Annotated in this window: 21 protein-coding genes; 8 read left to right on the forward strand and 13 right to left on the reverse strand. The window is 60.5% G+C overall.

The window, feature by feature from the left end:
- Positions 1-11: 11 nt before the first annotated feature.
- Entirely contained in the window at positions 12-2318 is a 2307-nt protein-coding gene (locus PSEBG33_RS01520; RefSeq protein ID WP_005792325.1) for a heavy metal translocating P-type ATPase, read from the reverse strand.
- Positions 2319-2403: 85 nt separating this feature from the next.
- Between PSEBG33_RS01520 and cadR the strand changes: the two genes are divergently transcribed.
- On the forward strand, positions 2404-2844 hold the full coding sequence (gene cadR, locus PSEBG33_RS01515; protein ID WP_005792326.1) for a Cd(II)/Pb(II)-responsive transcriptional regulator: 441 nt from the start codon (positions 2404-2406) through the stop codon (positions 2842-2844).
- A 132-nt stretch (positions 2845-2976) separates the two neighbouring features.
- Here cadR and PSEBG33_RS01510 read toward each other — a convergent pair whose 3' ends face one another.
- Together PSEBG33_RS01510 and lgt are read right to left on the reverse strand one after the other, a co-directional pair.
- Positions 2977-3810, reverse strand: coding sequence for a thymidylate synthase (locus PSEBG33_RS01510; protein WP_005792328.1), 834 nt, complete (start codon positions 3808-3810; stop codon positions 2977-2979).
- 51 nt (positions 3811-3861) lie between these two features.
- Complete coding sequence (lgt, locus tag PSEBG33_RS01505; RefSeq protein WP_005792329.1) at positions 3862-4674, reverse strand: prolipoprotein diacylglyceryl transferase; 813 nt, start codon at positions 4672-4674, stop codon at positions 3862-3864.
- Between the two features lie 216 nt (positions 4675-4890).
- Between lgt and PSEBG33_RS01500 the strand changes: the two genes are divergently transcribed.
- Positions 4891-5637, forward strand: coding sequence for an NRDE family protein (locus PSEBG33_RS01500; protein WP_005792330.1), 747 nt, complete (start codon positions 4891-4893; stop codon positions 5635-5637).
- 98 nt (positions 5638-5735) lie between these two features.
- On the opposite strand, the gene ptsP is transcribed toward PSEBG33_RS01500, so the two are convergent.
- On the reverse strand, positions 5736-8015 hold the full coding sequence (gene ptsP / locus PSEBG33_RS01495) for a phosphoenolpyruvate--protein phosphotransferase (RefSeq protein ID WP_005792331.1): 2280 nt from the start codon (positions 8013-8015) through the stop codon (positions 5736-5738).
- Positions 8016-8037: 22 nt separating this feature from the next.
- Complete coding sequence (locus tag PSEBG33_RS01490; protein ID WP_003176750.1) at positions 8038-8517, reverse strand: RNA pyrophosphohydrolase; 480 nt, start codon at positions 8515-8517, stop codon at positions 8038-8040.
- A 143-nt stretch (positions 8518-8660) separates the two neighbouring features.
- On the opposite strand from PSEBG33_RS01490, the gene PSEBG33_RS01485 reads away from it, so the two are divergent.
- Positions 8661-9317 carry an HAD family hydrolase gene (locus PSEBG33_RS01485; protein WP_005792332.1) on the forward strand — a complete coding sequence of 219 codons (657 nt, stop codon included), beginning with the start codon at positions 8661-8663 and terminating at the stop codon, positions 9315-9317.
- A 94-nt stretch (positions 9318-9411) separates the two neighbouring features.
- Here PSEBG33_RS01485 and PSEBG33_RS01480 read toward each other — a convergent pair whose 3' ends face one another.
- Together PSEBG33_RS01480 and ilvA are read right to left on the reverse strand one after the other, a co-directional pair.
- The gene (locus PSEBG33_RS01480) at positions 9412-9825 is read right to left on the reverse strand and encodes a DUF2269 family protein (protein ID WP_005792333.1); all 414 of its coding nucleotides are present in this window, start codon (positions 9823-9825) and stop codon (positions 9412-9414) included.
- 40 nt (positions 9826-9865) lie between these two features.
- Positions 9866-11380, reverse strand: a complete 1515-nt coding sequence (gene ilvA / locus PSEBG33_RS01475) for a threonine ammonia-lyase, biosynthetic (protein ID WP_005792335.1) — start codon at positions 11378-11380, stop codon at positions 9866-9868.
- Positions 11381-11518: 138 nt separating this feature from the next.
- Between ilvA and rpiA the strand changes: the two genes are divergently transcribed.
- Together rpiA and PSEBG33_RS01465 are read left to right on the forward strand one after the other, a co-directional pair.
- Positions 11519-12190, forward strand: a complete 672-nt coding sequence (gene rpiA / locus PSEBG33_RS01470) for a ribose-5-phosphate isomerase RpiA (protein ID WP_005792336.1) — start codon at positions 11519-11521, stop codon at positions 12188-12190.
- A gap of 324 nt (positions 12191-12514) precedes the next feature.
- Positions 12515-14461: an autotransporter domain-containing protein gene (locus PSEBG33_RS01465; protein WP_005792337.1), complete on the forward strand. Its 1947-nt coding sequence runs from the start codon at positions 12515-12517 to the stop codon at positions 14459-14461.
- Here the strand turns inward: PSEBG33_RS01465 and PSEBG33_RS01460 are convergent, their stop codons facing one another.
- The 4 genes from PSEBG33_RS01460 to PSEBG33_RS01445 all read right to left on the reverse strand — a co-directional run bounded on the left by PSEBG33_RS01460 (position 14462) and on the right by PSEBG33_RS01445 (position 18698).
- On the reverse strand, positions 14462-15370 hold the full coding sequence (locus PSEBG33_RS01460) for an SdiA-regulated domain-containing protein (RefSeq protein ID WP_005792338.1): 909 nt from the start codon (positions 15368-15370) through the stop codon (positions 14462-14464).
- A gap of 121 nt (positions 15371-15491) precedes the next feature.
- Positions 15492-16415, reverse strand: coding sequence for an SdiA-regulated domain-containing protein (locus PSEBG33_RS01455; protein WP_005792339.1), 924 nt, complete (start codon positions 16413-16415; stop codon positions 15492-15494).
- Positions 16416-16615: 200 nt separating this feature from the next.
- Positions 16616-17281 (reverse strand): fumarylacetoacetate hydrolase family protein, encoded by a 666-nt coding sequence (locus tag PSEBG33_RS01450; protein WP_005792340.1) that lies wholly within the window; start codon positions 17279-17281, stop codon positions 16616-16618.
- A 22-nt stretch (positions 17282-17303) separates the two neighbouring features.
- Positions 17304-18698, reverse strand: a complete 1395-nt coding sequence (locus PSEBG33_RS01445; protein ID WP_005792341.1) for an FAD-binding oxidoreductase — start codon at positions 18696-18698, stop codon at positions 17304-17306.
- 205 nt (positions 18699-18903) lie between these two features.
- On the opposite strand from PSEBG33_RS01445, the gene serA reads away from it, so the two are divergent.
- A complete protein-coding gene (gene serA, locus PSEBG33_RS01440; protein WP_005792342.1) occupies positions 18904-20133 on the forward strand; it encodes a phosphoglycerate dehydrogenase in 1230 nt (409 codons plus the stop codon).
- 64 nt (positions 20134-20197) lie between these two features.
- Here serA and PSEBG33_RS01435 read toward each other — a convergent pair whose 3' ends face one another.
- Complete coding sequence (locus PSEBG33_RS01435; RefSeq protein WP_005792343.1) at positions 20198-20638, reverse strand: DUF4399 domain-containing protein; 441 nt, start codon at positions 20636-20638, stop codon at positions 20198-20200.
- Positions 20639-20772: 134 nt separating this feature from the next.
- Between PSEBG33_RS01435 and PSEBG33_RS01430 the strand changes: the two genes are divergently transcribed.
- Positions 20773-21267, forward strand: coding sequence for a transporter substrate-binding domain-containing protein (locus tag PSEBG33_RS01430; protein WP_005792344.1), 495 nt, complete (start codon positions 20773-20775; stop codon positions 21265-21267).
- Positions 21268-21292: 25 nt separating this feature from the next.
- Here PSEBG33_RS01430 and PSEBG33_RS01425 read toward each other — a convergent pair whose 3' ends face one another.
- Complete coding sequence (locus PSEBG33_RS01425) at positions 21293-21925, reverse strand: 2OG-Fe(II) oxygenase (RefSeq protein WP_005792345.1); 633 nt, start codon at positions 21923-21925, stop codon at positions 21293-21295.
- 132 nt (positions 21926-22057) lie between these two features.
- Here PSEBG33_RS01425 and PSEBG33_RS01420 point away from each other — a divergent pair, with 132 nt between their 5' ends.
- Positions 22058-22810: a DUF2059 domain-containing protein gene (locus PSEBG33_RS01420; protein ID WP_005792346.1), complete on the forward strand. Its 753-nt coding sequence runs from the start codon at positions 22058-22060 to the stop codon at positions 22808-22810.
- Positions 22811-22900 lie beyond the last annotated feature (90 nt).

Here is a 22900-nt window from a genome sequence, read left to right on the forward strand (position 1 = left end):
CCTCTCATCCTCTATTTGCGCAACAGGCGCAGGCCATTGAACACCACCAGCAAACTCACGCCCATGTCGGCGAAGACCGCCATCCACATGGTCGCCATGCCCATGAAGGTCACGGCCAGGAAAATTGCCTTGATCACCAGCGCCAGGGCGATGTTCTGCTTGAGGATACTCGACGTTTGCCGCGACAGCCGAATGAAAGCCGGAATCTTGCGCAGATCATCATCCATCAGCGCCACGTCAGCGGTCTCGATAGCCGTGTCAGTGCCCGCCGCTGCCATGGCAAAGCCGATCTCGGCACGGGCCAGAGCCGGGGCGTCATTGATGCCATCGCCGACCATGCCCACCCGATGGCCTTGGCCGTAGAGGGTTTCGATGGCTTGCAGCTTGTCGGTGGGCAACAGGTCACCCTGGGCCTGGTCGATGCCGACTTGGGTGGCAATCGCCTGGGCGGTGTGGGTGTTGTCGCCGGTGAGCATCAGGGTTTTGATGCCCAGGTCGTGAAGTTGCTGGATGGCTTCTCGGCTGCTGTCCTTGACTGTGTCGGCCACGGCAAACAGCGCCAGGGGGCCGGACTTGTCCAGCAGTAGCACGACGGACTTGCCTTGTTTTTCCAGGGCGAAGAGTTTTTCTTCCAGCGCCTCTGAGCACAGGCCGAGGTCTTCCACCAGGCGGTGGTTGCCCAAGTGATAGGTCTGGCCATTGATGTCGCCGCGCACACCGCGCCCGGCCAGAGCCTCGAAGTTATCCACAGCATGAATTGGCAGGTTTTTATCCACAGCCGCGTTAGCGATCGCCAGGGACACCGGGTGGTCGGAACGCCCGGCCAAACTGGCGGCCAGGGCCGGGGCGCTGTCTTCAAGATTCGGGAACAGCGGCAGGTAATCGGTTTGCACCGGTTTGCCGTGGGTGATGGTGCCGGTCTTGTCGAGCGCCAGGTAGTCGAGCTTGTAACCGCCCTCCAGGTACACGCCGCCCTTGATCAGGATGCCTTTGCGCGCTGCGGCGGCCAGGCCGCTGACGATGGTCACCGGTGTGGAGATCACCAAGGCACACGGGCAGGCAACCACCAGCAGCACGAGGGCGCGATAGATCCAGTCGAACCACACGCCCGCCATTAACAGCGGCGGAATCACCGCCACACCCAGGGCAAACAGGAACACCGCCGGGGTGTAGACCTTGGAAAAACTGTCGACAAAGCGCTGGGTCGGCGCCCGTGCGCCTTGGGCTTGTTCCACCGCGTGGATGATTCGCGCCAGGGTCGAGTTGTTGGCCGCCGCAGTGACTTTGTACTCCAGGGAACCGGCCTGGTTGATGGTGCCGGCGAAGACTTTATCGCCGATGGTCTTTTCAATCGGCAGGCTTTCCCCTGTGATCGGTGCCTGATCGATGGTGGATTGACCGGCAGTGACTTCACCGTCCAGGCCGATACGCTCGCCGGGTCTTACCCGCACGATCGCGCCCAGTTCTATGCTTTTGGCTTCCTGTTCCAACCATGAACCGTCAGCCTGGCGCACGGTGGCCTGCTCCGGGGTCATCTGCATCAAGCCGCTGATGGCATTGCGCGCCCGGTCCAGGGACTTGGCCTCAATCAACTCGGCCACGGTAAACAGGAACATCACCATCGCCGCTTCCGGCCACTGACCAATCAGGATGGCGCCGGTCACCGCGATGCTCATCAGCGCGTTGATGTTCAGGTTGAGGTTTTTCAGGGCAATCCAGCCCTTTTTGTAGGTGGTCAAGCCGCCGCTGAGGATCGACACCAGCGCCACCAGTGCGATCACCCAGGTCGGTGCCACACCGGTGAAGTGCAGCACTTCGGCACCCAGGGCGCCCACGCCCGACACTGCCAATGGCCACCAATGCTTCTTGGCCGGCGGCGCGGCGGTGGGGCTGCCTTCCTCGATAGGGTCGGCCTGCATACCGATGGACTTGATCGCCGCAATGATCGGCGCCGTGCTCGGCAGGTCATGGGTGACACCGAGGATGCGGTTGATCAGGTTGAATTCCAGTTGCTGCACGCCGGCGAGCTTGCCCAGCTTGTTCTGGATCAGCGTCTGCTCGGTGGGGCAGTCCATGGCTTCGATGCGGAAGGTGCTCAAGCGCGAGCCAGCGGTGGGCGCTTCGCTCAGGGTCACCACGGCAGGCCCGGCAGCGCCGGAACAGCAGGAGCCTGAGTGGCCGTGGCTATCCACAGGCGTGAGTTTTGCCGGGGCGTGATCATGTGGGTGATCGTGACCATGATCGTGCGGGTGGTCATGAGCATGGTCATGATCGTGCTTGTGGTCGTGCTTGTGCGGGGTGTGAATGGAGTGGCTCATCAGGTCGCGTCCGTAAAGGTGCCTGTTGCCAAGTAAAGACCCTGTAGCCACTATAGGGTCAAGCACCCATTTGGAGATTGCTGCGATGAAGATCGGCGAACTGGCCAAACTCACCGACTGCCCGGTGGAAACCATCCGTTATTACGAGAAGGAAAGCCTGCTGCCACCGCCTGCGCGCACTGAGGGCAACTACCGGGTCTATACCCAGGCGCACACCGAGCGGCTGATCTTTATCCGCAACTGCCGCAGCCTGGACATGACCCTCGAAGAAATCCGCAGCCTGTTAGGGCTGCGCGACAGCCCCCAGGACCAGTGCGAAAGCGTGAATGCGTTGATCGACGAACATATCCACCACGTGAAAGCGCGGATTGATGGATTGTTGGCCTTGCAGGAACAACTGCTGGACCTGCGCCAACGTTGCGGCGGTGGGAACCAGTGCGGGATCTTGCAGCAGTTGGAAGTCAGCGGCGGGATTGCGGCCAGTGAGGCCGAGCCTTCGCATGTAGGCCGAAGCCACGGCCACTAAACTCAAGCGAACACGCAACCCATGTGGGAGCTGGCTTGCCTGCGATAGCGGTGGGCCCGCGACATTGATGTCGCCTGACACTCCGCTATCGCAGGCAAGCCAGCTCCCACAGTTTTTTACCGCGATGGGCCGTTAGATAGCCACGTCGGCTTTGATGCTTGGGTCAGCGTCGTAGCCCACGATCTCGAAGTCTTCGAACTTGTAGTCGTAGATCGAAGCAGGCTTGCGCTTGATCACCAGCTCCGGCAGCTTTTTCGGCGTGCGCGCCAACTGGGTCTGGATCTGTTCCATGTGGTTGCTGTAAGCGTGGGTGTCGCCAGTGGTGACAATGATCTCGTGAGGGATCAGGTCGCATTGCTGGGCCAGCATATGGGTCAGCAACGCCAGCGCGGCGGTGTTATACGGCAGCCCCAGGAATACGTCAGAGCTGCGGATATACAGCTGCATCGACAGATGGCCGTCATGCACGAACGCCTGATACAGCAAGTGGCACGGCGGCAGGGCTTGCTTGCCGTTGCGCGCGTTTTCCTGCGGGCTCTGGGTTTCGTCCGGCAGGTACTCGACGTTCCAGCCGTGGAACAGGATGCGGCGGCTGTTGGGGTTGGTCTTGAGCGTGTGCACCATGTAGTCGATCTGGTTGATCGTGCCGCCATCTTTGGTAGGCCAGGCGGTCCATTGCTCGCCGTACACCGGGCCCAGGTCACCGTCTTCGGTGGCCCATTCATCCCAGATCTTCACGCCATTTTCGTTGAGCCATTTGATGTTGGTGTTGCCGCTCAACATCCAGATCAGTTCGTTGGCGATGCTTTTGAAGTGCAGCTTCTTGGTGGTCAGCAGCGGGAAGCCGTCGGCCAGGTTATGCCGATACTGACGGGCGAACACGGCCTTGGTGCCGGTGCCGGTACGGTCGCCCTTGGTCAGGCCATTGGTCACGACGTCGTGCAGCAGTTCGAGATATTGCTTCATTTGAGTACCTGTATCGTTGAAGCCGAGGCGGGCAAACCTCGGCGTTCGAATTTAAAGCGCGGCGTTCTTCAGCGGCTGCGGGCGGTTGTAAGCCCACCACAACATGCCCAGGCCCGCCAGGATCATCGGCAGGCTGAGCACCTGACCCATGGTCAGCCAGCCCCACGCCAGGTAGCCCAACTGCGCATCCGGCACCCGAACGAACTCGACGATAAAGCGGAAAATCCCGTAGAACAGCGCGAACATACCCGACACGGCCATGGTAGGGCGTGGCTTGCGCGAGAAGAGGTAAAGAATAAGGAACAGCGCCACACCTTCCAACGCAAACTGATACAGCTGCGACGGGTGGCGCGGCAGTTGCGCCGGGTCGCTGAACGGCGGGAACACCATGGCCCACGGCACGTCGGTCGGCTTGCCCCACAACTCGGCGTTGATAAAGTTGCCAATGCGCCCGGCACCCAGGCCGATCGGCACGAACGGCGCCACAAAATCCATCAACTGGAAGAACGACTTGCCGTTGCGGCGCCCGAACCACCAGGCGGCGATCATCACGCCGACAAACCCGCCGTGGAATGCCATGCCGCCCTTCCACACTTCGAAAATCAGCGTCGGGTTGGCGATATACGCAGACAGGTCGTAGAACAGCACATACCCCAGGCGCCCGCCGACGATCACCCCCATCGACATCCAGAACACCATGTCGGAGAGCTTCTCCTTGGTCCAGGTCGGGTCGAAACGGTTCAGGCGCCGGGAAGCCAGCAGCCAGGCACCGCCGATGCCGATCAGGTACATCAACCCGTACCAATGGATTTTCAGCGGACCAATGGCCAGGGCCACCGGGTCGATCTGCGGGTAAGGCAGCATTGCGACTCCTCGTTAAAACATTTAGTCATGACGCACCGGACCATGCCGATGTGCGATTAAGCCTGCGTTACAGCGGCGAGATCAAATTAAGAAGTTCACATACACGCCAAATAGCCCGGCATGTTAACGGATGGAAGGTGAACGGCCCAACTTCGTTACGATGGAACGCCTGCACATCTGTGGGTAGAGTGGCAAAAACACAAAAGGGGTCACCCGATGTGCCTGATTGTTTTCGCCTGGCGACCGGGCCATGCCCAACCGCTGATCGTCGCGGCCAACCGCGATGAGTTCTATGCCCGCCCCAGCCTGCCGCTGGCCCAGTGGCCGGATGCGCCGCAGGTCTACGCTGGCCGCGATCAGGAGGCCGGGGGCACTTGGTTGGGTGTCAACGCGGATGGGCGTTTTGCTGCGCTGACCAATATCCGCGACCCGCACCAGCCACCGGCACGCAAGTCGCGGGGCGAGCTGGTGGCGCGCTTTCTCAGTGGATCGCTGCCCATTGATGACTATTTAGCCGATGTTAATCGACGTTCGATTGAATATGCCGGCTTTAACCTGCTGGTGGGTACGCGGGATGAGCTGTGGCATTACAACGCCAATGATGCCGAGCCGACGTTGCTGAAGGCTGGGGTTTACGGGTTATCCAATGCCGGGCTGGATACGCCCTGGCCTAAGTTGGTGAAGGCCAAGGCGGCGTTCAGCGCAGTGCTGGAGAACCCCGAGCCTAAGGCACTGCTGGGAATTCTCAGCGACCCGCAGACCGCCCCGTTTGCTGAACTGCCGGACACCGGCGTAGGCCTGGCGACCGAAAACCTGCTATCGAGCGTGTTTATCGCCAGCCCCAGTTATGGGACACGGGCGAGCACGGCGCTGATTGTGAATGCCGATGGGACACGCAGGATGCTGGAGCGTAGCTTTGGCCCGCACGGCGGGCGGCTGGGCGAGGTCGAACTGGAAATCTGACGGCGCTTGGACTGACGTCATCGCAGGCAAGCCAGCTCCCACATTTGGAATGCAGTTCCCTGTGGGAGCTGGCTTGCCTGCGATGAAGGCGCCTCGGTCTAGAGGGTTTTCGCCGAGGCCGGGTTGATCATCCGGGTCAGCCCGAGGTTCTTCAGCGCCAACTGCAACGAGCTGTGGATAACTTGCGGGTTGTCGATGGTCATCAACTGCGCGAGCAAATCCTTGGCCATGCCCAGGTCAACCTGGCGCAGCATCCACTTCACCTTCGGCAAGTTGGTGGCGTTCATCGACAGGCTGTCAAAGCCCATCGCCATCAGCAACACCGCGGCCGCCGGGTCGCCGGCCATCTCGCCGCAGATACTCACCGGCTTGCCCTCGGCATGGGCGTCGCGCACCACGTGTTGCAACGCTTGCAACACCGCCGGGTGCAGGTAGTCGTAGAGGTCGGCCACCCGTGGGTTGTTACGGTCCACCGCCAGCAGGTACTGAGTCAGGTCGTTGGAGCCCACCGAGAGGAAGTCCACCTGCCGCGCCAACTCCTTGGCCTGGTATACCGCTGCGGGAATTTCGATCATCACGCCAATCGGCGGCATCGGTACGTCGGCGCCTTCGTCGCGTACTTCGCCCCAGGCGCGGTGGATCAGGTGCAGGGCTTCTTCCAGCTCATGGGTGCCGGAGATCATCGGCAGCAGGATACGCAGGTTGTTCAACCCCTCGCTGGCCTTGAGCATGGCGCGGGTCTGGACGAGGAAGATTTCAGGATGGTCGAGGGTAACGCGAATGCCACGCCAGCCAAGGAAGGGGTTGTCTTCCTTGATGGGGAAATACGACAGTGACTTGTCGCCGCCAATGTCCAGGCTGCGCATCGTCACTGGTAGCGGGTGGAAGGCCTGCAGTTGCTCGCGATAAATCGCCAGCTGCTCCTTCTCGCTCGGAAAACGCTGGTTGATCATGAACGGCACTTCGGTGCGGTACAGCCCCACCCCCTCAGCGCCTCGTTGCTGCGCACGCGCTACATCCGCCAGCAGGCCGGTGTTGACCAGCAGCGGTACGCGGTGACCGTCGAGGGTGACGCACGGCAGCTCGCGCAACGAATCGAGGCCCTGGGCCAGTTGCTTCTCTTCTTCCACCACTTCGGCGTATTGCTTGCGCAGCACGTCGCTGGGGTTGGTAAATACCTCGCCGCGATGCCCATCGACGATCATGTCGATGCCGTCGACCTTGGAGTACGGCAGGTCCACCAGGCCCATCACCGTCGGGATGCCCATGGCCCGGGCCAGGATCGCGACGTGGGAGTTACCCGAGCCCAATACCGAGACCAGGCCCACCAGCTTGCCCTCAGGCACTTCGCCGAGCTGAGTGGCCGTCAGCTCTTCGCTGACCAGGATGGTGTTATCGGGGAAGACCATGTTGGTGCTGCGGTCTTCCTGCAGGTACGCCAGCAGGCGGCGACCCAGGTCGCGCACATCCGAAGCCCGCTCGCGCAGGTAGGCGTCGTCCATCATTTCGAAACGGTTGACGTGATCGGTGACCACCTGGCGCAACGCGCCCTGGGCCCACTGGCCGGTCTTGATCACGGTTTTGACTTCGTTACCCAGAGACGCGTCGTCGAGCATCATCTGGTACACGTCGAACAGCGCACGCTCTTCGGGGCGCAGCTGGGTGGCCAGCTTGTTCGACAGGTTGCGCATGTCGGCGCGCACGCCTTCCAGGGCGGTCTTGAACAGTTTGATTTCGGCTTCGATGTCGTGGACGGTCTTGTCCGGTACCACATCGAGGTCGGCCGGCGGCAGCATGACCACCGCCGTACCCACCGCAGCACCCGGCGAGCCGGGCACGCCGACGAACTTGGCTTCCTGGATGCCCTTGCCCTGGCGCCCCAGGCCGCGGATCGAGCCGGTGGCTTCAGCGTGGGCGATAACCCCGGCCAACTGCGCGCTCATGGTCACCAGGAAGGCTTCTTCACCTTCATCGAACTGGCGACGTTCTTTTTGCTGGATGACCAACACGCCGACAACGCGGCGGTGGTGGATGATCGGCGCCCCCAGGAACGAGGCGTAGCGCTCTTCACCGGTTTCGGCGAAGTAGCGATAACGCGGGTGGTCGGCCGCATGTTCGAGGTTCAGGGGTTCTTCACGCGTCCCCACCAGGCCCACCAGACCTTCATTGGGCGCCATGCTGACCTTGCCGATGGAGCGCTTGTTCAAGCCCTCCGTGGCCATCAGCACAAAACGGTTGGTCTCGGGGTCCAGCAGGTAAACCGAGCAGACCTGGCTGCCCATGGCTTCCTTGACGCGCAACACAATAATCCCCAACGCCGCCTTGAGATCCTTGGCGGAGTTAACTTCCTGGACGATCTTGCGCAGCGTATTGAGCATGGCTCGGGGTCGAACTCCGTCGTCAGTCGCGCGCTAAAAGGCGCGGGGCAAGCTCTTTGAGAGCGCGGCGGTAAACCTCGCGCTTGAATGTCACCACCTGGCCCAGCGGGTACCAATAGCTGACCCAGCGCCAGCCATCGAACTCCGGTTTACCGGTCAAATCCATCCGCACCCGCTGCTCGTTGGAGATCAGGCGCAAAAGAAACCATTTCTGCTTCTGGCCGATGCACAGCGGTTGGCTGTGGGTACGCACCAGGCGTTGCGGCAAACGATAGCGCAACCAGCCACGGGTACAGGCCAGAATCTGCACATCTTCACGCTCAAGGCCGACTTCTTCGTTCAACTCACGGTACAAGGCGTCTTCAGGGGTTTCGTCGGGGTTTATCCCACCTTGAGGAAACTGCCAGGCATCTTGGTTGATTCGGCGAGCCCATAGCACCTGTCCGGCATCATTCGTAAGAATAATCCCGACATTAGGACGGAAACCATCGGGGTCGATCACGGCAACAACCTCGCAAACGCATGTCGCCGCATTGTTCCACAAAGATTGTTCCAGCGGCAACGAGGCTTCTTACCTTATGTGCACTCTTGTGAAAAGACCGTATTCTGGACGCCTTTTTACAGACTTTTCAGCGAGTAACTGCAATGCGCCTGGCTTTATTCGACTTGGACAACACCCTTCTCGGCGGTGACAGCGATCACGCCTGGGGCGATTACCTGTGTGAGCGTGGGATTCTCGACCCGGTGGCCTACAAGGCCCGCAACGACGAGTTCTACCAGGACTACCTGGCCGGCAAGCTCGACAATGCTGCCTACCTGAACTTCAGCCTGGAAATCCTCGGCCGTACCGAGATGGCCCAGTTGGACGAGTGGCACCGCGACTTCATGCGCGACTGCATCGCCCCGCTGATGCTGCCCCTGGCGGCGCAATTGCTGGCCAAACACCGCGCCGCCGGCGACAAGCTGGTGATCATCACTGCGACCAACCGCTTCGTCACCGCGCCGATTGCCGAGTTGCTGGGCGTCGAGACCCTGATCGCCACCGAATGCGAAATGCTCGACGGCCGCTATACCGGGCGCAGCACCGATATACCGTGCTTTCGTGAAGGCAAAGTGACGCGCTTGAACCGTTGGTTGGAAGAGACTGGGTACAGCCTGGAAGACAGCTACTTCTATAGCGACTCGATGAATGATTTGCCGTTGCTGGAGCAGGTGACGCATCCGGTGGCGGTGGACCCGGATCCGAATTTGCGCGCTGAAGCGCAGAAGCGGGGCTGGCCGGTGATCACTCTGCGCAGCTGATGACGCTATCGCAGGCAAGCCAGCTCCCACATTTGGAATGCATTCCCCTGTGGGAGCTGGCTTGCCTGCGATGAAGGCGACGCGGCCTAACGCTTTAAACCGGCTTGGCGCCCATCAGCCCTGCAATCGCCACAAACCCCACCAGGCTGACCACCGCCAGCACCAGGGTAAAATTCAGGCTGCCGCCCTCACCTTTGCGCAGGCGATTAAGGCGCGCCACCAGCCAGAACCACGCCAGCGCCGCCACGGTGTAGAGGATGCTGGAGCCTAAAATCCAGGTTTGCCCCAGGGGCCAGCCGATCAGGTGCACCAGCCACCAACCGGTGAACGGCATACTGACCAGGCAAATGCCCATCAGCAGCCACACGAACGCCCATGGGCGTTGCACGGTAACCGCCGGGCCGGCGCTGCGTTTACGCCAGGCCAGTACGGCCAGGCCGAGGCCGCTGAGCAGCAGCAACACGGTGGCGGTGATGTGGATAACCTTGAGGGTGGTCAGTGTTTCCATGGTCTCGATTCCTTAAAGGCCGCTCAGTCAGCGTAGTCGCTCAACCGAGGAACAACTGGTAGGCCGGGTTTTCGCTTTCATCCCAGTACGGGTAGCCGATTTCAGCCAGGGCTGCCGGCACCAGGTGGCGCTCGTCCGCCGGCACTTGCAGCCCGGCGACCACACGGCCGTCCGCTGCACCGTGGTTGCGATAGTGGAACATCGAAATGTTCCAGCGCCCGCCCAGCTTGTGCAAGAAGTTGAACAAGGCGCCCGGACGCTCCGGAAATTCGAAGCGAAACACCACCTCATCGCTGACTTTGGCCGCATGGCCGCCCACCATATGGCGAATGTGCAACTTGGCCAGTTCGTTTTCGGTCAGGTCCAGCACGGGGAAACCCTGGCTGGTCAGGCTGGCGATCAGTGCGCTGCGCGGATCGTTTTCCGGGTGGGTCTGCACGCCGACGAAGATGTGCGCTTCGCTGCCAGAGTGGTAGCGGTAATTGAATTCGGTGATCTGGCGCTTGCCCACGGCCTCGCAGAACGCCTTGAAACTGCCCGGCTGCTCGGGAATGGTTACCGCGATGATGGCTTCGCGGCCTTCACCCAGCTCGGCGCGCTCGGCCACATGGCGCAGGCGATCGAAGTTGACGTTGGCGCCGGAGTCGATGGCGACAAAGGTCTGGCCGCTGACGCCGCGAGTCTCGACGTACTTCTTGATCCCGGCCACGCCCAACGCGCCTGCCGGCTCGGTGATGGAGCGCGTGTCGTCGTAGATATCCTTGATCGCCGCGCAGATTTCATCGGTGCTGACGGTGATAACTTCATCCACATGATCCTTGCAGATGTCGAAGGTGTGCTGACCGATCTGAGCCACCGCCACGCCATCAGCAAAGATTCCCACGGTCGGCAGCACCACGCGCTCGCCTGCCGCCATGGCGGCTTGCAGGCAGTTGGAGTCGTCCGGCTCAACGCCGATGATCTTGATTTCCGGACGCAGGTATTTCACATACGCCGCAATACCGGCGATCAGCCCGCCGCCGCCCACCGGTACGAAAATCACGTCCAGCGGCCCCGGGTGCTGGCGCAGGATTTCCATCGCCACGGTGCCCTGCCCGGCAATCGTGTGTGGATCATCGTAGGGGTGAATGTAGACGTAGCCTTTTTCTTCGACCAGCTTGAGCGAATAGGCCAGGGCTTCCGGGAAGGAATCACCGTGCAGCACCACTTTGCCGCCCCGCGAGCGCACGCCTTCGACCTTGATCTCCGGGGTGGTCTTGGGCATCACGATGGTGGCCTTGACCCCCAGCACCTTGGCCGCCAGGGCCAAGCCCTGGGCATGGTTGCCCGCCGATGCCGTGACCACGCCACGGGCGCGTTCCTCGCTGCTCAATTGGGTCAGCTTGTTGTAGGCGCCGCGAATCTTGAACGAGAACACCGGCTGCAAGTCTTCGCGCTTGAGCCATACCTTGTTGCCCAACCGCTCGGAGAGCTGGCGGGCAGTCTGCAAGGGAGTTTCCACGGCGATGTCATACACGCGCGAGGTGAGGATCTTTTTGACGTAGTGTTCAAGCATCGGCAGGCATCTACTTCACGAGTTGGGCAGGGCCAAGGAGTCTAACCCAGCGTTTGGGCGGGCGACCACACGAATCCGGAGGTTTTGTTGGGTTATACTCGCGCCCCTCGATAACTCCCCGCCCGTTCCGGAGCCCGCATGACCCAGGATCAACTCAAACAGGCAGTGGCCCAGGCCGCCGTCGATTTAATCCTTCCCAAACTCGACGACAAGAGCATCGTCGGTGTCGGCACCGGCTCCACTGCCAACTGCTTTATCGACGCACTGGCCCAGCACAAGGGCGCATTCGACGGCGCCGTGGCGAGTTCCGAAGCCACCGCTGCACGCCTTAAAGGCCATGGCATTCCGGTGTACGAGCTCAACACCGTGAGCGATCTGGAGTTCTACGTGGACGGCGCCGATGAAAGCGACGAACACCTGAACCTGATCAAAGGCGGCGGCGCAGCCCTGACCCGCGAGAAAATCGTAGCGGCCGTGGCCAAGACCTTCATCTGCATCGCCGATGCCAGCAAGCTGGTGCCGGTACTCGGTGCATTCCCGCTGCCGGTGGAAGTCATCCCCATGGCCCGCAGCCACGTGGCCCGCGAGCTGGTAAAACTGGGCGGCGACCCGGTATACCGCGAAGGGGTGTTGACCGACAACGGCAACATCATCATTGACGTGTTCAATATGCAGATCACCAACCCGGTGGAGCTGGAGACGCAGATCAACGCCATAGTGGGCGTGGTCACCAACGGCCTGTTCGCTGCGCGCCCGGCGGATGTGTTGCTGCTGGGTACCTCCGAAGGCGTGAAAACCCTCAAGGCTTAACAACTGTGGGAGGGGGCTTGCTCCCGATGGCAATGTATCAGGCAGCTAATCTGTAGCTGACATTCCGCTATCGGGAGCAAGCCCCCTCCCACATTTGAGAGCCCTCGCTGTAACAAAAACGCTACCTTTCGCAGCACTCCTCTCCAAAACCGTGCGCTCGGTCACGGCACGCACCGCCCCACCTGGTATCCAATCCGTTACAAATTACAGCCACGCGACCCACGCGTTTAACAGTGCGCCAATTTGCAGCCGCCCACGGAATGAGGCGCGCATTGTGCAAAGGGTCTGGGCCTGAACATCTCCCTCACCTCAAGGAAGACCCTTGTGATCAAGCCCCTCGCCTTCGCCATCAGCGTTGCCGGTGCCCTGCTGTCCACGCAAGCCCACGCCTACGATTACGGCCAGCACGCCAACACCACCCTGGAAAAACTGATCAACGACTACCCTGGCAGGTATCGCGGCACGGCTAATTTCGCCGGCGCTGCGGATTGGATGCAAAGTCAGATGGGCACGGCCTATGCCACCAGCCGCCAGGACTTCACCTGGAACAGCGGCAGCCGTGCGTCACAAAACGTTGTGACCTACGCTGCCGGCACCCAGCCGCAGTACGTGGTGATTGGCGCGCATTTCGATACCTACTTCGGCCGCCCGGCCCTGCAAGGCCTGGACGACAATGGCTCCGGCGCCAGCGTGTTGACCGAGGTGGCGAAGAACCTCAGCGGCCTGTCATTGGAAAATGGCCTGCAAGTAGTCGGCTTCGGCGCGGAAGAAGAAGGCTTGCGCGGCTCCCGGGCCTTTGTCGACTCACTCAGCGCCAGCCAGCGCGCCAATATACTCGCGATGATCAACCTCGACAGCTTGATCACCGGCGACATGATGTACGCCCACGCCGGCCAGAACAGCACCGCCAACCCGGCCTTGGCGTCCTTGCGCGAGCATACGTTGCAGATCGCCAAGGAGCTGAACATCCCACTGTTCACCAACCCCGGCCTGGACCCGAAATACCCCAAGGGCACGGGCTGTTGCAGTGATGGCGAGGCCTTTGAACCGCTCAACATCCCAATCCTTTATATAGAAGCCACTAATTGGGAACTGGGCGACCTGGACGGCTACACCCAGACCGACAACCCGAAAATCCCCGGCGGCTCCACCTGGCACGACCCTAAAGAAGACAACAAGGCCGTGCTCACCGATGCCTTCGGCCAGGCGCGCATCGACCAGCGCCTGCGTGACTACTCGCGCCTGCTCAGCCGCCTGGTGCTGGAACTGACCAACGCCGACCTGATGGCCTCAACGGCGTCCGGCGGTGCCGTTGCACGCAACATGCAAGACAACCTGCAACGCCAGCATCAGGCCCTGGTGCGCCTGCATGATCGCCGCTGGCTGAGCCTGCAGGCCGCTAGCCGTGAGGTCGGCAGCTTTGATGGCGAGATCGGCGTGGATGGCGAATACAGCCCGGACAGCGGCTTCGACAGCGCTCCCAACCCCGAAGCCCGGCGCCTGGGCCTGCATGCGCTTGGCGACTATCAACTGACCTCGAGCCTGAATATCGGCGCCAGCCTGAGCTACCTCAATGGGCGCGACAAACTCGAGCATCGCGGCAAACTGGACAGCGACACTTGGCAGGCAGCCGCCTATGCATTGCTCAATGATGGCGGGCCAAGCTGGTTGGCCGGCGACCTGAGCGTCGGCCACACGCGCTTCGATTCCAAGCGCAACCTGGTCATCCAGGCCAATGGCGGGCCGATCCTGCTCAATCAGCAATTGACCGGCGAGGCCGATGCCCTGGCGTTGGGCGCACGGGTCTTGGGCGGCTATGACTTTGACTTCGGCGCCCTCAAGAGCGGGCCTTTCGCCGGTCTGGACTACAGCCACTACCGCATCGACAAGTTCCACGAAAAGCAGAACCTGCGCACAGCCCTGGAGTATGAAGAACAGTCTTTCGATTCCCTGGAAGCCAGCCTCGGCTGGCGCGTGCGTGGCGCGGTTGCCCTGCCCTATGGCCTGAGCCTGATGCCGTATGGCGACATCGCCTGGGTCAAGGAACTGGCCGACGGCCGCCTGGACGACCTGCAACTGACGGCACGCGCCGATGGCCAGGCGCGCACCGCTCGGCTCGGCTCACCGGACAAGAGCTTTGGCCGCGCGCAAGTCGGCAGCCAATTGGCGATCACCCCACAGCTGGGTGTATACGCCGAGGTCAATGGCCGCCTGGGGCATGCCGAAGGCAGCCAAACCGGCTATTCACTGGGCGTGCAATGGATGTTCTGATCAGGGCTTCTTGAACACGTAGAACAGGTTCGGCTCGCTGACCAAATACAAGGTACCGTCGTCGTCCATGGCGATTCCTTCGGCCTGGGGCACGCGCTTGCTCAGGCCATGGCGCCCCTTAAGCAATGACAAACTGCTTAAGGGGCGACCGTCGATATCCAGCTCCAATACCAGGAACGACTCATCCGACAGCGCCAGCAGATGGCCGCTGCGTTCGTCGTATTGCAGGCTCGACAGGTCGCGTACAAACAGCCCTGCATCGCGCTTGGGGTTGTTGATCACATGTACCGAGTAGGTTTTTTCCGGTTTGAAATGCGGGAAGCCGTGGACCTCGTAGATCAGCATCGGGTCGCGCTCCTTGGCCACGAACAGGCGCTTGCCCACTGAGTCGTAGGCCAACCCTTCGAAACCCTTGTTGCCACCGATGTGCACGCCCAAGGTCATTTGCTCTGCATCGGCAGCGTCGAGGAATTGGGTGTCATCGTCCACATGCACCTTGATCAAGCGCTGCTGGCGCTCATCGCTGATGACGTAAATGTTGTCACTGATAAACTCCACAGCCTCTGCATCGCCAAACCCCACCAGTGGAATGCGTCGCAGGATCTTGCCCTCCAGGGACAGCTCCACCAGCTCGGCGTTTTTATTGGTGACGGTAAACAGGCTTTTGCGCACCGGATCGTAAGTGAGGGCCGAGACATCATCGTCGAGCCCTTCGATCACCTGGCCTTCCAGGGTCACGCGGTAATCCGCCAGGCCAATGGCGCGCTCATCGGCAGGCTGGCGCCACACCTGCCAGTTGAACCAGGCACGCTCGAACAGACGAAACTGCTGCGCAACGACCCCGGCGGCAACCAGGGCAAGCAACAGCAAGATGAAAACAGCAGGTTTGGGGCGGGCAAGTCGACGCATCGGGGCGGGCTCAGTGAAAAAACTGGCGAATAGATATCAAGGTCGCCTGAATTTAAACTTAAACGCGCCGAACTGTCTGGCGAATGCCGTTTATAAAGAAAAGTCTGACGTAATTCGTCAGTTATTTTTGCTTTTCAAAACGATAGAACAAGTTGGGTTCACTGACCATGTACAGGTTGCCGCTCTCATCCAGGGTCACCCCTTCGGCGCGCGGGATGGTGTCTTTCAGGCCGTTGAAGCCACCGAGCAAGGTCATGAAGCTGACTTGCTCGCCTGTTTCGTCCAGTTCCAGCAACAGGTGGGAATCGGCCGACAGCACCAGCAAGTGCCCAGTGCGCGGGTCAATGGACAAGGCCGAAAGGTTGCGCACATCCAGTTCGGTGCTGGCCAGCTTTTGCTTGTCGCCGGTCAGCGTGTTGCCATCGCTCTTCCACGTGAACAAGGCCGGCGGCCGCTCTTCGCCCAGCACAAGCTGCTGATTGCGCTTGTCCCACGCGATCGCTTCAAAGGCTTTGTTCTGGTCTTTGGAGGGGCCCAGGTCATGGCTTGGGAAATCAGCTTTGTTCAGCGCTGTGGTGCCGGCGTCCACCTTTACCACGGTCACAGTGTGGTCGCGTTCATCTACCACGGCCATCGAGCCGTTTTCCATCACCGTCACGCCCTCAGGATTGTTCCAGCCATTGAGCGGCATCTTGCGCAATACGTCGCCTTGCAGGCTCAGCTCTACCAGAAACGGGTTTTTGCCCATGACGGAAAACAGGGTTTTGGTCTGGGGGTTGTAGGACAGGTCGGAAGCCTCATCCTTCTCCATACCGGGCAGCAGCTTGGCGTCGATGACCGCCTGATAGTCCGGGAGCCAAACACTCTCCTGGCGTTCAACCGGGCTCTCGAAGCGCTCCAGCACCCACAGCACACCGCGATCATCCCAGTGCATGGCCCAGGCCACGCCATACAGAATGGCACCGGCCAAAAATACCCAGGAATACCAGCGCATGGACAAGCGCGAGCGAAGCGAGGTTTTCGAAGTGGGTAGAGGCACGGCCATTGAGCGCTTTTCCGGAAAGTCAGCTGTATGGGATAGCACAGGATTCAACGGCCTGCGCGCAAGAGGCTGGGATTATCCGGATGGCGTGTGAAAAAAATGCAAAAGCCCATACTTGGGATATACACAAAACCAATGTGGGAGGGGCGGTGCGACGATTCGACTTGCTCCCCCCACATTTTTTACCGCATTTCTACAGTGAGTCAGCGCACAGTACTTTCGAAACGGTTCACACCCGCCAGCTCCAACACCAGTTCATCCCCCACATTCAATGGGCCAACACCTGCCGGGGTGCCGGTGAGAATCACATCACCCGCCTGCAGGGAGAAGCAACCAGCCATGTACTGAATCATCGGCACGATCGGGTTGAGCATCTGCGCGCTGTTGCCATCCTGGCGCACTTCGCCGTTGATGGTCAGGCGTATGCCGATGTCGGTCACGTCCGCAAAGGTACTGCTGACCACGAAGGGGGCAAGCACCGCCGCGCCGTCGAAGCACTTGGCGATTTCCCACGGCAGGCCCTTGGATTTCAGCTCGGCCTGTTTGTCGCGCAGGGTCAGGTCCAGCGCCGGGGCGAAGCCGGAGATGGCGTCGAGGACTTCTTCGCGGTTTGGCTTGTTCGACAACGGCTTGCCGATCAACACCGCGATTTCCACCTCGTAATGCACCGAACCGCGTTCGGTGGGAATCGCAAAACCACCTTCCAACGGCACTACGCAGCTACCGGGCTTGATGAACAGCAAAGGCTCGGTGGGCACCGGGTTATCCAGTTCCTTGGCGTGTTCGACGTAGTTACGCCCGATGCACACCAGTTTGCCCACAGGGAAGTGGATGTTGGTGCCGTCGACATACTTGTGCTGGTAGCTCATGGAACGACTCCTTCAGGTGCGGTTAAACCGCGAAGATTTTGCCAGGGTTCATGATCCCGTTCGGGTCGAACACGGCCTTCACAGCCTTCATGTACTCGATTTCAACCGGCGAGCGGCTGTAGGTCAGGTAATCACGCTTGGTCATGCCCACGCCGTGTTCAGCGGAAATCGAGCCGTTGTACTTGGCGACGGTTTCGAACACCCACTTGTTCACGGTGGCACACTTGGCGAAGAACTCGTCCTTGCTCAGGTTTTCGGGCTTGAGGATGTTCAAGTGCAGGTTACCGTCACCGATATGACCGAACCAGACGATTTCGAAATCCGGGTAGTGTTCGCCGACGATCGCATCAATTTCGCTCAAGAATGCCGGCACTTTGGAGACGGTGACCGAAATATCGTTCTTGTACGGTGTCCAGTGGGAGATGGTCTCGGAGATGTACTCGCGCAGCTTCCACAGGTTGTGCAACTGGGTTTCACTCTGGCTCATCACGCCGTCCAGTACCCAGCCCTGCTCGACGCAATGCTCGAACGTTTCCAACGCATGGTTGGCGACTTCTTCAGTGGTGGCCTCGAATTCCAGCAGCGCGTAGAACGGGCACTCGGTTTCGAATGGCGCCGGCACATCGCCACGGCCGAGGACTTTAGCCAGGGCCTTGTCGGAGAAAAATTCGAAGGCGGTCAGGTCCAGCTTGCTCTGGAACGCGTGCAGCACCGGCATGATCGAGTCGAAGTCGGTGGTGCCGAGTACCATGGCGGTGAGGTTTTTCGGGGCACGGTCCAGGCGCATGGTGGCTTCGACCACAAACCCCAGGGTGCCCTCGGCGCCGATAAACAGCTGGCGCATGTCGTAGCCGGTGGCGTTTTTGATCAGGTCGCGGTTCAGTTCCAGCACATCGCCCTTGCCGGTAACAACTTTCATGCCGGCCACCCAATTGCGGGTCATGCCGTAGCGAATCACCTTGATCCCGCCGGCATTGGTGCCGATATTGCCGCCAATCTGGCTGGAACCGGACGAGGCAAAATCCACCGGATAGTACAGGCCGTTTTCTTCAGCGACGTTCTGCAATTGCTTGGTGACCACGCCCGGCTGGCACACGGCGGTGCGGTCGGTGAGGTTCACGTCGAGGATCTGGTTCATATAGTCGAACGACACCACCACTTCGCCATTGGCCGCGACTGCCGCGGCCGACAGGCCGGTGCGCCCACCGGACGGCACCAGTGCTACCTTGTGCTCGTTGGCCCAACGGACGATGGCCTGCACCTGCTCAGTGGTCTTGGGAAACACGATAGCGCTGGGCGCGGGGGCGAAGTGCTTGGTCCAATCCTTGCCGTAAGCCTCCAGGGAGTCGGCATCGGTCAGCACTTTGCCGGGCTCAACCAGGGTCTTTAGCTCATCAATCAGGGCAGGATGGGTCATCGACAGAACTCTCGAACAATTCATGGTCATCCTGAGAACGCTTCACGTCGCAGGAATAGGTGTTTAGCGGGGTGCGTATGCTAGCATACCGCCCCCGCAGGACAGACCCAAAGGGCGTTTCTGCGGTGACGGCTTTCCTGCCGTCCGGGTCAGCTTGCGCTGCTCGACTCCCTGCCAATTTTCTCCGGGATACAGGTTTACGCAGATGAGCAAGACTTCTCTCGATAAGAGCAAGATCAAGTTCCTTCTTCTGGAAGGCGTCCACCCATCGGCTGTCGACGTTCTGAAAGCCGCCGGGTACACCAGCATTGAGTACATCACCAGTTCTCTGCCGGAAGCCCAGCTCAAGGAAAAGATCGCCGACGCGCACTTTATCGGCATTCGCTCCCGCACTCAGCTGACCGAAGAGATCTTCGACCACGCCAAGAAACTCGTGGCGGTCGGTTGTTTCTGCATCGGCACCAACCAGGTTGACCTCAACGCAGCGCGCGAGCGCGGCATCGCGGTGTTCAACGCACCGTACTCCAACACCCGTTCCGTAGCGGAGCTGGTATTGGCCGAGGCCATCCTGCTGCTGCGCGGTATCCCAGAGAAGAACGCCTCCTGCCACCGTGGCGGCTGGATCAAGAGCGCGGCCAACTCCTTCGAGATCCGCGGCAAGAAGCTGGGTATCGTCGGTTACGGCTCGATCGGCACGCAGCTGTCGGTGTTGGCTGAAGGCCTGGGCATGCAGGTGTTCTTCTATGACACCCTGACCAAGCTGCCATTGGGCAACGCGACTCAAGTCGCCAGCCTGACCGAACTGCTGGGCATGTCCGATATCGTCACCCTGCACGTCCCGGAAACCGCCGAGACCCAGTGGATGATCGGCGAGAAGGAAATCCGCGCGATCAAGAAAGGCGGGATCCTGATCAACGCCGCTCGCGGCACTGTGGTCAAGCTCGATGCCCTGGCCGACGCGATCAAGGACAAGCACCTGATCGGCGCCGCCATCGACGTGTTCCCGGTGGAGCCACGCTCCAACGATGACATTTTCGAAAGCCCGCTGCGTGGCCTGGACAACGTGATCCTGACCCCGCACATCGGCGGCTCCACCGCTGAAGCCCAAGCCAACATCGGCCTGGAAGTCTCGGAAAAACTGGTCAAGTACAGCGACAACGGTACCTCGGTATCGTCGGTCAACTTCCCGGAAGTGGCCCTGCCGGCTCACCCGGGCAAGCACCGCCTGCTGCACATCCACCAGAACATCCCGGGCGTGATGATGGAGATCAACAAGGTCTTCGCGGAAAACGGCATCAACATCTCCGGTCAGTTCCTGCAGACCAACGAGAAGGTCGGCTACGTGGTCATCGACGTCGACGCCGAGTACTCGGACCTGGCGCAAGAGAAGCTGCAGCACATCAACGGCACTATCCGTAGCCGCGTGTTGTTCTAAGGTTTCAACCGCACCACGAAAAAGGGAGCCCCTCGGGGCTCCCTTTTTTGCATCTGAACAAATCTTACTTGACGTTAACCGTGATGACTTTCGAGGCTACCGTAGGCTCGAACTGGCGATGCACGTTGTCGCCAGCCACCAGTTGCAAGGTGTGCTTGCCTGGCGTGAGGGTCAGCTCGGTCTCGGTTTGCGCCTTGCCGAAGTGAATCGATGTAGGCGTGGCCGGGATCGCTTCGTTTGCGTTGAGCGCCCCCACTTCCTGATCTACCAGCAGGTGATGATGGCCGGCGCCCGGTACCTGTTTGTCGATCGGCTCCAGGTCCAGGCCCTTGATGCCAAATTTGACGGTGAAGGTTTTGTCGACAGTAGCGCCGTCTTTGGGCGAGACAATGAACACTTCAGCACCAGCAGGAGCCGGTGTGCGCGGCAGGTCGGCAGCGCTGGCCAACATCGAAGCACCCAGCAGCAGGGACGCCAGGGTTGCACGGGACAAAAGGGCTTTCATTCGCTTCTCCAGTTTTTCAGTGAAATCTGTAGGGTTATGACAACTTCGCGATAAATTGCGGTCCAAGGCACCCGACACCATAGCAAAACGATGCTGAACAGCGCCTCGTCCATTCGAATTCTCTAGGAGTGATCATGCGCTTTTCGCCTGGCCTGTTACTGTTGCTTGCCCTTCTGAGCCCATTGGCCCATGCCGAGCTGATCGATGACGTCAATGATCGCGGCGAACTGCGTATAGCCCTGGAAGCCAACACCCCGCCGTTCAATTTCAAGGAAGGCGACAAGCTCACCGGCTTTGAAGTGGAACTGGGCGAGCAACTGGCGAAAGAAATGGACGTACGCTCCTCGTTTATCACCACCGATGATGCCGACCTGATGAACGGCGTGGCGACCGGCAAGTACGATGTGGCAATCAACCATATCGCTATGACTGCCGAGCTGAAGGATCGTTTCGATGTCAGCGCCGCTTATAACGACAAACCTGAACTGGTGATCCCGTTTCAGAAGGGCAACCCCGCGTTCAAGAGCAGCCTGGACAAGGCGCTGGAGCGGGTGAAAGCGGATGGCCGCTTGAAAGCGCTGGAGCAGAAGTGGTTTGAAAGCCGAACACCGATAGTCAAGACACAGTAGGTCAAATGTGGGAGGGGCCGCCTGCTCAGAACGGCTCGTTGCCCCGCCGGCGAAACCAGCCGGTCAGGGACAGGCGCTCCCGCGTGGCAGGCAGTACCTCGTGGGGCACCTCGCCCGACAAAAACACCACCAGACAGCCGCCGGTGGGCACCACGTCATATTCGACGCCGCCCTTGAGGTACATGCGCAACTGGCCGCCATGCTCGGGCAGCCAGGCGTCGTTCAGGTAGATCACCGCCGAGACCATGCGCCGGTCGTCGTCACGAAAGCGGTCCACATGCTTGAGGTAAAACGCACCGGGCGGGTACATCGCGAAGTGGCTTTCGAAATCTTCCAGCCCAAGGAACAGGCTGCGGTTCATTGCCAGGCGCAGGCTGTCCATGACGGCCATATAGGTGTCGCAAACCGCCGCGTCACCCTCCTCCAGCCACTGAATATGATCACCGCGAATACCCTCGCGAATCTCCTGGGCCGGCCCGCGCCCGACTGCCGCCGGTGCCAGCTCACCTTCGGCCGCACGTTTATGGCACTCAGCCGCCAGTTCCAGGGTCAGAGCCTGGGGCAGGAAGCCATTCTGCTGCGACCAGCCTTTTTCGGCCAAGTCGTCAACGATACGTTGCAGCAGCGGGTCATCGAGGGATATTTGCATGGCGCGCATAGTATCCATACGCCTGAGAATCCGACAGCGCCGTCGAGCGCCCGAATGCACTTTAAATCAGCTGTCTGATAGGACTTCTCGACAAATCCTACGCCCGACACGGACAATAGTGGCCGACTGACAGGAGTCCATATGCGTCGTTTGTTTTTTACCGTGTTGATGTTCTGCGTTTTGCCCGCCTGGGCAGACAGCCATGACCAGTTGTACAAGGTTGCCGGCTGGGCCGAACAACGTGCGCATTTCAATGACGCCCTCAGTGCCGCCCAGCAACGCTACCGCAATAGCCTGCCGCCGGTGGTGTATCAGGCGCTGGTGGACAACAGCAATAAGCGCTTTGGCGCCCAAGCCATGGATCAGCGTGCCGAGGCGCAACTGCGCAAGCACCTGGCCAACCCGAAACCGGCCCTGGCGTTCTTCCAATCGCCCCTGGGCCGCAAGATCGTCGCTGCAGAATTGCTGGCCACGCGCCGCGACCAGTTGGCGAAAAACGCCCAGGGCTTGCCGAAAATCCAGGCCGACGCCACCCGCAGCCTGATCATCGGCCATCTGGCCCAAGCCCTGCCCGCCCGCGAGGCCGGTGCAGAAGTCAGCCTGGCGATTGCCGGTGTGGCGGCCGACAGCTTGAGCCAGATGATCCCCGGCTTGCTTGGCGGCGGTCAGGCCCAAGGCATGTTGAATGGGCAGCGCGAACGGTTGATGCAACAAATCGACAAGGACCTGAACAACACGCTGTTGTACGTCTACCGGGATTTGTCCGACCCGGAGCTGGAAGAGTTCGCTACGTTTGCCGAATCGCCGGAAGGTAAGGCGTATTACCAGGCGGCCCTGGCAGCCATTCGCGCAGGGCTGGCTGTCGGCCAAAGCACCTCAAGCCTGACGCAGTAATTGTGGGAGGGGGCTTGCTCCCGATAGCAGAGTGTCAGTCACCAGATATATGACTGACACACCGCAATCGGGGGCAAGCCCCCTCCCACA

Origin of the sequence: Pseudomonas synxantha BG33R (genome assembly GCF_000263715.2) — a bacterium.
GTDB lineage: Bacteria > Pseudomonadota > Gammaproteobacteria > Pseudomonadales > Pseudomonadaceae > Aquipseudomonas > Aquipseudomonas synxantha_A.

Coding starts and splice junctions, on each gene's coding strand:
- ptsP (WP_005792331.1), bottom strand. CDS start 8,015: ATGCTCAATACGCTGCGCAAGATCGTCCAGGAAGTTAACTCCGCCAAG.
- PSEBG33_RS01520 (WP_005792325.1), bottom strand. CDS start 2,318: ATGAGCCACTCCATTCACACCCCGCACAAGCACGACCACAAGCACGAT.
- PSEBG33_RS01500 (WP_005792330.1), top strand. CDS start 4,891: ATGTGCCTGATTGTTTTCGCCTGGCGACCGGGCCATGCCCAACCGCTG.
- ilvA (WP_005792335.1), bottom strand. CDS start 11,380: ATGCTTGAACACTACGTCAAAAAGATCCTCACCTCGCGCGTGTATGAC.
- PSEBG33_RS01455 (WP_005792339.1), bottom strand. CDS start 16,415: ATGGCCGTGCCTCTACCCACTTCGAAAACCTCGCTTCGCTCGCGCTTG.
- PSEBG33_RS01480 (WP_005792333.1), bottom strand. CDS start 9,825: ATGGAAACACTGACCACCCTCAAGGTTATCCACATCACCGCCACCGTG.
- PSEBG33_RS01420 (WP_005792346.1), top strand. CDS start 22,058: ATGCGTCGTTTGTTTTTTACCGTGTTGATGTTCTGCGTTTTGCCCGCC.
- PSEBG33_RS01430 (WP_005792344.1), top strand. CDS start 20,773: ATGCGCTTTTCGCCTGGCCTGTTACTGTTGCTTGCCCTTCTGAGCCCA.
- rpiA (WP_005792336.1), top strand. CDS start 11,519: ATGACCCAGGATCAACTCAAACAGGCAGTGGCCCAGGCCGCCGTCGAT.
- PSEBG33_RS01435 (WP_005792343.1), bottom strand. CDS start 20,638: ATGAAAGCCCTTTTGTCCCGTGCAACCCTGGCGTCCCTGCTGCTGGGT.
- PSEBG33_RS01425 (WP_005792345.1), bottom strand. CDS start 21,925: ATGCGCGCCATGCAAATATCCCTCGATGACCCGCTGCTGCAACGTATC.
- PSEBG33_RS01450 (WP_005792340.1), bottom strand. CDS start 17,281: ATGAGCTACCAGCACAAGTATGTCGACGGCACCAACATCCACTTCCCT.
- PSEBG33_RS01445 (WP_005792341.1), bottom strand. CDS start 18,698: ATGACCCATCCTGCCCTGATTGATGAGCTAAAGACCCTGGTTGAGCCC.
- serA (WP_005792342.1), top strand. CDS start 18,904: ATGAGCAAGACTTCTCTCGATAAGAGCAAGATCAAGTTCCTTCTTCTG.
- lgt (WP_005792329.1), bottom strand. CDS start 4,674: ATGCTGCCTTACCCGCAGATCGACCCGGTGGCCCTGGCCATTGGTCCG.
- cadR (WP_005792326.1), top strand. CDS start 2,404: ATGAAGATCGGCGAACTGGCCAAACTCACCGACTGCCCGGTGGAAACC.
- PSEBG33_RS01460 (WP_005792338.1), bottom strand. CDS start 15,370: ATGCGTCGACTTGCCCGCCCCAAACCTGCTGTTTTCATCTTGCTGTTG.
- PSEBG33_RS01510 (WP_005792328.1), bottom strand. CDS start 3,810: ATGAAGCAATATCTCGAACTGCTGCACGACGTCGTGACCAATGGCCTG.
- PSEBG33_RS01485 (WP_005792332.1), top strand. CDS start 8,661: ATGCGCCTGGCTTTATTCGACTTGGACAACACCCTTCTCGGCGGTGAC.